Source organism: Prevotella multiformis DSM 16608 (assembly GCF_000191065.1).
In the GTDB taxonomy this organism is placed as follows: Bacteria; Bacteroidota; Bacteroidia; order Bacteroidales; family Bacteroidaceae; genus Prevotella; species Prevotella multiformis.
Genome location: NZ_GL872282.1, coordinates 731,611 through 738,125, shown reverse-complemented (window position 1 = coordinate 738,125; position 6,515 = coordinate 731,611). Strand labels below are relative to the sequence as shown.

At 56.0% G+C, this 6,515-nt stretch carries 5 protein-coding genes and 1 other RNA gene; 3 read left to right on the top strand and 3 right to left on the bottom strand.

What is annotated here, in order from left to right:
• Nucleotides 1-78: 78 nt before the first annotated feature.
• Nucleotides 79-479, bottom strand: a transfer-messenger RNA (tmRNA) gene (ssrA, locus tag HMPREF9141_RS12635).
• 332 nt (nucleotides 480-811) lie between these two features.
• Here ssrA and HMPREF9141_RS03000 point away from each other — a divergent pair.
• The 3 genes from HMPREF9141_RS03000 (at nucleotide 812) to cmk (ending at nucleotide 2,211) form a co-directional block, all read left to right on the top strand.
• Nucleotides 812-1,189, top strand: coding sequence for a hypothetical protein (locus HMPREF9141_RS03000; RefSeq protein ID WP_007366985.1), 378 nt, complete (start codon nucleotides 812-814; stop codon nucleotides 1,187-1,189).
• 46 nt (nucleotides 1,190-1,235) lie between these two features.
• On the top strand, nucleotides 1,236-1,400 hold the full coding sequence (locus HMPREF9141_RS02995; RefSeq protein ID WP_156792409.1) for a hypothetical protein: 165 nt from the start codon (nucleotides 1,236-1,238) through the stop codon (nucleotides 1,398-1,400).
• Nucleotides 1,401-1,521: 121 nt separating this feature from the next.
• Entirely contained in the window at nucleotides 1,522-2,211 is a 690-nt protein-coding gene (gene cmk, locus HMPREF9141_RS02990) for a (d)CMP kinase (protein ID WP_007366983.1), read from the top strand.
• A 685-nt stretch (nucleotides 2,212-2,896) separates the two neighbouring features.
• On the opposite strand, the gene HMPREF9141_RS02985 is transcribed toward cmk, so the two are convergent.
• Nucleotides 2,897-3,655 carry a copper homeostasis protein CutC gene (locus HMPREF9141_RS02985; RefSeq protein ID WP_007366982.1) on the bottom strand — a complete coding sequence of 253 codons (759 nt, stop codon included), beginning with the start codon at nucleotides 3,653-3,655 and terminating at the stop codon, nucleotides 2,897-2,899.
• 108 nt (nucleotides 3,656-3,763) lie between these two features.
• Nucleotides 3,764-6,361: a transglutaminase-like domain-containing protein gene (locus HMPREF9141_RS02980; protein ID WP_007366981.1), complete on the bottom strand. Its 2,598-nt coding sequence runs from the start codon at nucleotides 6,359-6,361 to the stop codon at nucleotides 3,764-3,766.
• Nucleotides 6,362-6,515 lie beyond the last annotated feature (154 nt).

The following is a 6,515-nucleotide window of genomic DNA, read 5'->3' as shown; positions in this document are numbered from 1 at the left end:
TAATCGCCTCAGCTTCTACAAGCTGAGGCGATTATCTGATTGAAACCATACCCTGAAAACCCTTGCTCAGTGTACATCTGGTGGACCTGGTGGGAGTCGAACCCACGTCCGCACAAGGAAACCATACGCTTTCTACACGTTTATTCCAGCCTTCAGTTTTCGTATGCCGGCAAGACCTGGACCACCAACCGGCATCTTATCCTCTAAAGTTTCATCTGTGCAGCGAGGCCTGTACAGACTATTTCCGATTGAATCTGCATCGCTTGATCTCCGGATTCGGAAACACATCCTCGGAGCGATGTCCCGTCCGGCTATCTGATAGCCGGATAAAGCCGGTAACCTACTGTACTTCGGTCAGGCAGCGAGAGCGTAATTGTTTTCGCCAATTAATTTTTCGATCACTGAGATTTAGGAGCCAGTCAACGATGCTCCGCGTGCTTACGTACCATTTCGTCTTGCCGTCAAATCCAAACAAGCCCATGGTGATGAGGATGTCCGAGGAGGCATATCCCGGAAGATGGATCCCGTATCCCTCCTGTCCTCTGACAGATTCCGCTGAATCGGACTGCAAATGTAACCATACTTTTTGAAACCGCCAAATTTCCAGATGATTTTCTGCGGACCTCTCTCCCTGAAAGTCCCTATTGGAAAGTCCCGGCAAGAAGTTCCTGTCTTTCCGACAATCCGAAAACGATCTGGAACCTGCCGCCGTGCTGCATATTCAGCCTGAAAAACTTGCAGCATTGCAAATTTGTTGGTATCTTCGCAGACAGGAAGTCCGGGGACGGCTGACAGAACAGGAAAATAAACAATGGGAAGAAACAAGTTCGCACAGGACGAAATCGAGGAGATTGCAAGGCTGCTCCGGCTGAAGAACGCCGGCAACCGGGCCAGGCAGAAGCTGGTGCGCCACGACCTCCGCACGGTCTACGAGTTCAACATCTCCGACTTCAACGAGCCGGGCAGGGCTTTCGGCGAGGCCGACCTGCAGGAGGCTATCCGAAGGGGTGTCATCCAGGTGCTCGACGATGCCACCATTGCCGACATGAAGGCGAAGCGGGCACGCGACAAGGCGCACGACCAGGCCGAACGGGAGCGGCACGCCATCGAGGCGGGCGAGATGACCGACTGGAAGGCCAGTGCCAGGGCATGGGAGGAATGGGAAAAGTCGCAGCAGAACGGAGACTGAAGCCGCAGGAGGCCGGTAACCGATGTGGGCGGCCTGCAAGAAGGCCATGTCTTTTGATGACCGGAGAATGCGGGAGGACAGCAAGATGGAGGAACACGACAAATACGTAAGGTTCGACTGGGCGGCCAGTCGGATGCGTCCCTTGGGGACCTCCTCCGAAGTCATCGCCCGGGCGGCAGGCCTCTCCCTTGACGAGATAGCCGCCATTTGACGGCCCGCCGGATTTTGTCATTGCTTCCCGGCTTCTGTCACGCTTCCCCTCTGGAAGACCAGGGCCGTCCCCTCCCGGAAGAGGCCGGAGCACCCTCAACATCTAAAGAAAACAACGAACAATGAAGAAAATAACCATCGCCATCGACGGTTTCTCCTCCTGTGGGAAGAGCACGATGGCAAAAGACCTTGCCAGGGAAATCGGCTACATCTATGTTGATACAGGCGCCATGTACCGTTCGGTCACGCTCTATGCGCTGCGCCACCACCTCTTCAATGCCGACGGAACGGTCCGCGAGCAGGAGCTCCGCAGGCAGATGGAGCATATCCGCATCAGTTTCTGCATGAACAGCGAGACGGGACGGCCGGACACCTATCTCAATGGAGAGAATGTAGAGAGTGCCATCCGCACCATGGAGGTGTCCTCGCACGTGAGCCCTGTCGCCGCTCTCGCTTTCGTCCGCGAGGCGCTTGTCGGACAGCAGCAGCGCATGGGGGCGGAGAAAGGGATTGTCATGGATGGACGCGACATCGGCACGGTGGTGTTCCCCCATGCCGAACTGAAGGTCTTTGTGACGGCTTCCGCCGAGGTGCGTGCCCGCCGCCGTTACGACGAATTGAAGGCAAAGGGAATGGAAGCCGATTTCAACGAGATTCTCAGGAACGTACAGGAACGCGACTATATCGACTCGCACCGGGCGACGTCCCCCCTCCGCAAGGCGGACGATGCCGTCGAACTCGACAACAGCCATCTGACGATCGCCCAGCAGAAGCAGTGGCTGCTCGCCCAGTACCGCAGGGCTGCTGAATAAGGAATTACAGGCTGGCTGATCCGTATCGCCACATACGGGTCAGCCAGCTTTGTTTTCAAGTGCGCGGTCCGGTTCGGGGACTGCCCTCTGACGGATTCCGCAGACAACTTATTCTCATCTCATCGGTGTCTGTAAATATTTTTATGCGGTTCAAAGCTGACACATGCCCTTCTGGCTCCTGAAAGACGCCTGATTGACTTGCAGCAGGTGCTCCTTTAGCGTGTTACTAACGCCCTTTTGGAGTCCAATCAGGCACCTTTTACAAACGGTTTAATAACCAGTTGATTGACTGCTGGTTGCAAACCTGTTTTTTGCACGTGTCTTTTATATTCGCAGATGATTTGTCTGAAATTGTGTAATCCTTTTTCAAAATCTTATCTGCATTTTCAACGGATTAAAATGAAAAGGTCTTTGTATCGGGGAATGATATCAGGATAGCCAGTTGACGGTCTTGGCTATGTTTTTGTTGAACGAATCACTCCGGTTCTTCCGTTAAAGCCATACGAAAAGCATCCACACATTTAACGGAAGAACCTTTTTTGTTTTCGAGAGCCTCGGGCAGACAGACTGCAACCGCTGCGGAGCCTGCCCGGTTGCAGCCTCTGTGAAGCTCTTCCGGCTGCGGTTTCAGCCAGATTCTTCCGCTTCCGGCTGCTGCGAAGCTCTTTCCGGGGATGATTCCTCCTCACGGCAGGGCTGTCAGCGCCTCGATGGTGTTCCTCACCCTCCGCTCTGTCGTCAGCATGACCGTGTCTTCGTCAGCCCCTTCCGCCCCCATGTAGACGGAGGGGTTGACATAGTCCATCCTGCTGTGCTGCGGCTCGCGTGCCGAGAAATGGAAAGCCCGGAGCGACGTCTCCCGGCAGATCCGTGCGATGTTCTGTTCGTTCACCCCGCAGCCTGCCATGATCTTCACACGTCCGCCCGCCTGTTCGTGGAGCTGCCGGAGCAGTCGGATTCCCTGTTCTGCTGTGGGCTGCTGTCCCGACGTAAGGATCCGGTCAAATCCCGATCCGATGATCTCCTCCAGGGCTTTCCCGGCATTGCGGCACCGGTCGAAGGCGCGGTGGAAAGTGGTGCTCATCCCTTTTGCGTGCGCCATCAGGAACGCATTGGCGGCCCTGTCGATGTCGCCTTCAGCCGTCAGGCAGCCGAAGACGACACCGTCCACGCCCAGCCTGCGGCAAAGGTCAATGTCCGTTGCCATTCGCCGCAGCTCCTGCTCCGTATAGAGGAAATCGCCCCCCCGGTTCCGGATGATGACGTGCAGCCGTGTCTCCGTCAGCACGTCTCTTGCCATCTTTATCTCGCCGTACGAAGGGGTGGTGCCGCCCTCGGGGATGCCCATGCAGAGCTCCACGCGGTCTGCTCCGCCTTGCTGTGCCGCCAGACAGCTCTCCACGCTGTTGGCACAGATTTCTATCTCAAAGTCTGTTCGTTTCATTTTTTAAGGAGTCAGAGAGAAAGTCCAGGGGATGAAGCCGGCGCCGGTTGCCTCGTGGCATGCGGAGGCAGTGGGGTGTCGGCTTCACTCTTTCATCCGTGATTCATCTCACAGTCTGCTGCTTGTCTTCACGAGCTGCTCGCCCAGTCCTATCGTATAGCCCTGCGACAGGAAGACGATCCGGTTGAAGGTGTCGGCGATGATGAATACCGGCAGCTGGCCGGCATTGTGCAGTTTCATCTCCCTGGCGATCTCCTTTTGGATGCTGCCGTCCTTGTCTATACCGAAGATGGTCTTTCTCGGCAGATTCGGGAACTCCCCCTTCTGCGTCTGGAACTTCCGTGCCTCCGTCTCGTCCTTGAAGAGCAGCACGAACGGGCGGCCCCACTTGTCCAGCTTGTCCTTCATCTTCTCGATGTCGTGCAGGGCATGGTTGGTCGGCTCCTGTCCCACGCCCAGGATGCCCAGGACATAGTAGCCGCGTCCGGTCTGGCTCAGTATCGACACGTTTCCGCCGTCTTTCTCGAACAGGTCCTCGCTGTTGAAGCTGCCGATGACCTTCACCCCTTCGCTCTCCTGCCGGATGTCGAGCGGCAGTGTCGTCGTCTTCCCCGGTTCGATGCGGAAGAAACGGCTGTGTGCAAGGACGCTGCCGTCTGCCATGCGCTGTCCGGTGACGAGGAGGTAAGTTCCTTCATCAAGCGTTGATCCGTTCCTGAAAGTGTTCGACCATGTCGCTCCGCCTCCCATATCCAGCTGTCCTTCGTCGAAGGTCATCAGCCAGGTGCGCCCGTTGACGATCTTGCTGATGGTGAAGTGGCTGTAATACTTCGGGTCATCGAGGAAGCCGTCAGGCCTGAAGCTGAGCACCAGCCTGCCTGTCTTGGCTGTCTGCTGCGCCTCGGACTCAAAGTCCACGTCCACCCATTTCCCTCCCTGACGGTACTGTATCTTCGCTGTCACGGCATCCATGCGTGCCTCTATGTCCAGACTGCGTGCCACGTCCACGAAGAAGATGTCACGGCTGCGCCAGTCGGTGATACGGCTTTTCCATACGCTTGTCGGTGTCTGCGGAATCCGCATCGCCTGCCCGTCGGGATTCATGCGGATGTTCTTCCTGATCCATTCCACCAGCAGGGCAGGGTTCTTTCTGAAGCGTGCCGAATCTTTGGCAAAGACCTTCTCAAAGAACCTCTTGTAGGGGGCAAGAATCATCTCACTCTCCACGCGCGGACACAGCTGGCTGCTTCGGGCGTTCATGTTGTCCTCCAGAATGTCCATCGGCATATCCCGCAGGTCCTTGTCGCTCAGTGTGGAGAGCAGCCGGAGGGCGCGTTCCTGTCTGCCGGCATATTTCTCCACGAAAGCCTTGATGGTCTTCCAGTTCCCGCGCGCCTTTATTATATAAGGTGTGGCTGCCGGGTAACGGTAGTTCTTCATCGTCTCTTCGGTCGGGAACGTGGCGATATAAGCATGGCGGACGGAGTCCTCATAAGCCAGCCGGCGTGCATTCTCTTCTCGCTGTGCCTTGGTCACGGAAGGGAGAGCAGCGTTCTGGGCAGGCGGGACGATGTCCATGTCCGTCTCCCTGGGGATGTTCTTCTCGTTATAGAGAAGCCTGATGGTGACGGACTTGTCTTTCCCGAAGGAGGCCTTGGCATATCCGAACTGGTTGTCCTTGGATGCCCAGACTATCATGTCGCCCTTGCCGGCGGAGAGGAAGGTCTCCCCCTTTCTGTCCGTATATTTCGATGCGGCCGTGTAGAACTCGGCGTAATTGTAGATCTTGAAGTCGACCCGGGCATCATCGACAGGCTTTCCTTCCCTGTCCACAATCTTGAAATCAATCCTTGCCGTACTGCCGTAGTTGTCGATAAGATTGATTTCCGTGAAGTTGCTGGTGCGCAGCATCACCTCCTCCGGGCCTTCATAGTCACCGAACGCACGGGTGTGCATGAGCATAGCACGGGAGGCCGGCTCGTTGAACCAGGCAAGATTGAGGACCGCCTCGGGTTCGCAGGCACCGATGAAGTACCATTTCCCGTCTGCCCAGGCTTCCACCCAGGCATGGTTGTCATCGGTATGTGCCCAACGGGGGGTATAGACCTGTCGGGCAGGAATGCCGATGGAACGGAGGGCGGCCACGGTGAACGTGCTCTCCTCTCCGCAGCGTCCTCGGCCGGTCCGTATAGACTGCAGGGGCGACGATGTTCGTGCATCGGAAGGCTCATAGGTGACACGTTCGTGGCACCAGTGGTTCACTTCGAGTATGGCATCCTTCATGGACAGGCCCTTCACCCGCCCGCTCAGTTCACGATAGAAGACGGCCCGCGAGCTGTCAAGCGGTTCGTTGTTCACACGCATGGGCAAGACAAAGTGTCTGAAGAGCAGTTCGGGTACGGTCTTGCCCCAAGCCATCGCCGTCCTTGTACGCAGGGCTGTGCGCACATTGTTCAGGTGGTAAGCCGTAGGATAGTCCGTGGCATCGGCTATGGGCATATAGGCATACAGGAAATGCAGTGCCTCTTCCTCTTCGGGAGAGACGCGTAGACCGTGCGTGTCATAGAACTTCATGCCGATCAGTTTCATCTTGGCATGGAACGCATTTTCAACTTTCTGCCTGAAGGCGGTGTCTGTGATGAAGTGCTGTGCATAGGCGGTGAAGCTGACAGTCGCAAGCAGCAGGCTCAGCAGGATTCTCTTCATAGATTTGTTTTTAGTTTTCAAGACTTTCAACAGTCAACAATATTCGTCTGCAATATTCGTAAAAAAAAACAAGATATGCAAATGTTTTCCGTAGAAAATTATACGATGGACCGAGCAGAGAGATGTACGCAGCGGAAAGAACCTTATGGTCGGT

Coding starts and splice junctions, on each gene's coding strand:
- HMPREF9141_RS02980 (WP_007366981.1), bottom strand. CDS start 6,361: ATGAAGAGAATCCTGCTGAGCCTGCTGCTTGCGACTGTCAGCTTCACC.
- HMPREF9141_RS03000 (WP_007366985.1), top strand. CDS start 812: ATGGGAAGAAACAAGTTCGCACAGGACGAAATCGAGGAGATTGCAAGG.
- cmk (WP_007366983.1), top strand. CDS start 1,522: ATGAAGAAAATAACCATCGCCATCGACGGTTTCTCCTCCTGTGGGAAG.
- HMPREF9141_RS02985 (WP_007366982.1), bottom strand. CDS start 3,655: ATGAAACGAACAGACTTTGAGATAGAAATCTGTGCCAACAGCGTGGAG.
- HMPREF9141_RS02995 (WP_156792409.1), top strand. CDS start 1,236: ATGTCTTTTGATGACCGGAGAATGCGGGAGGACAGCAAGATGGAGGAA.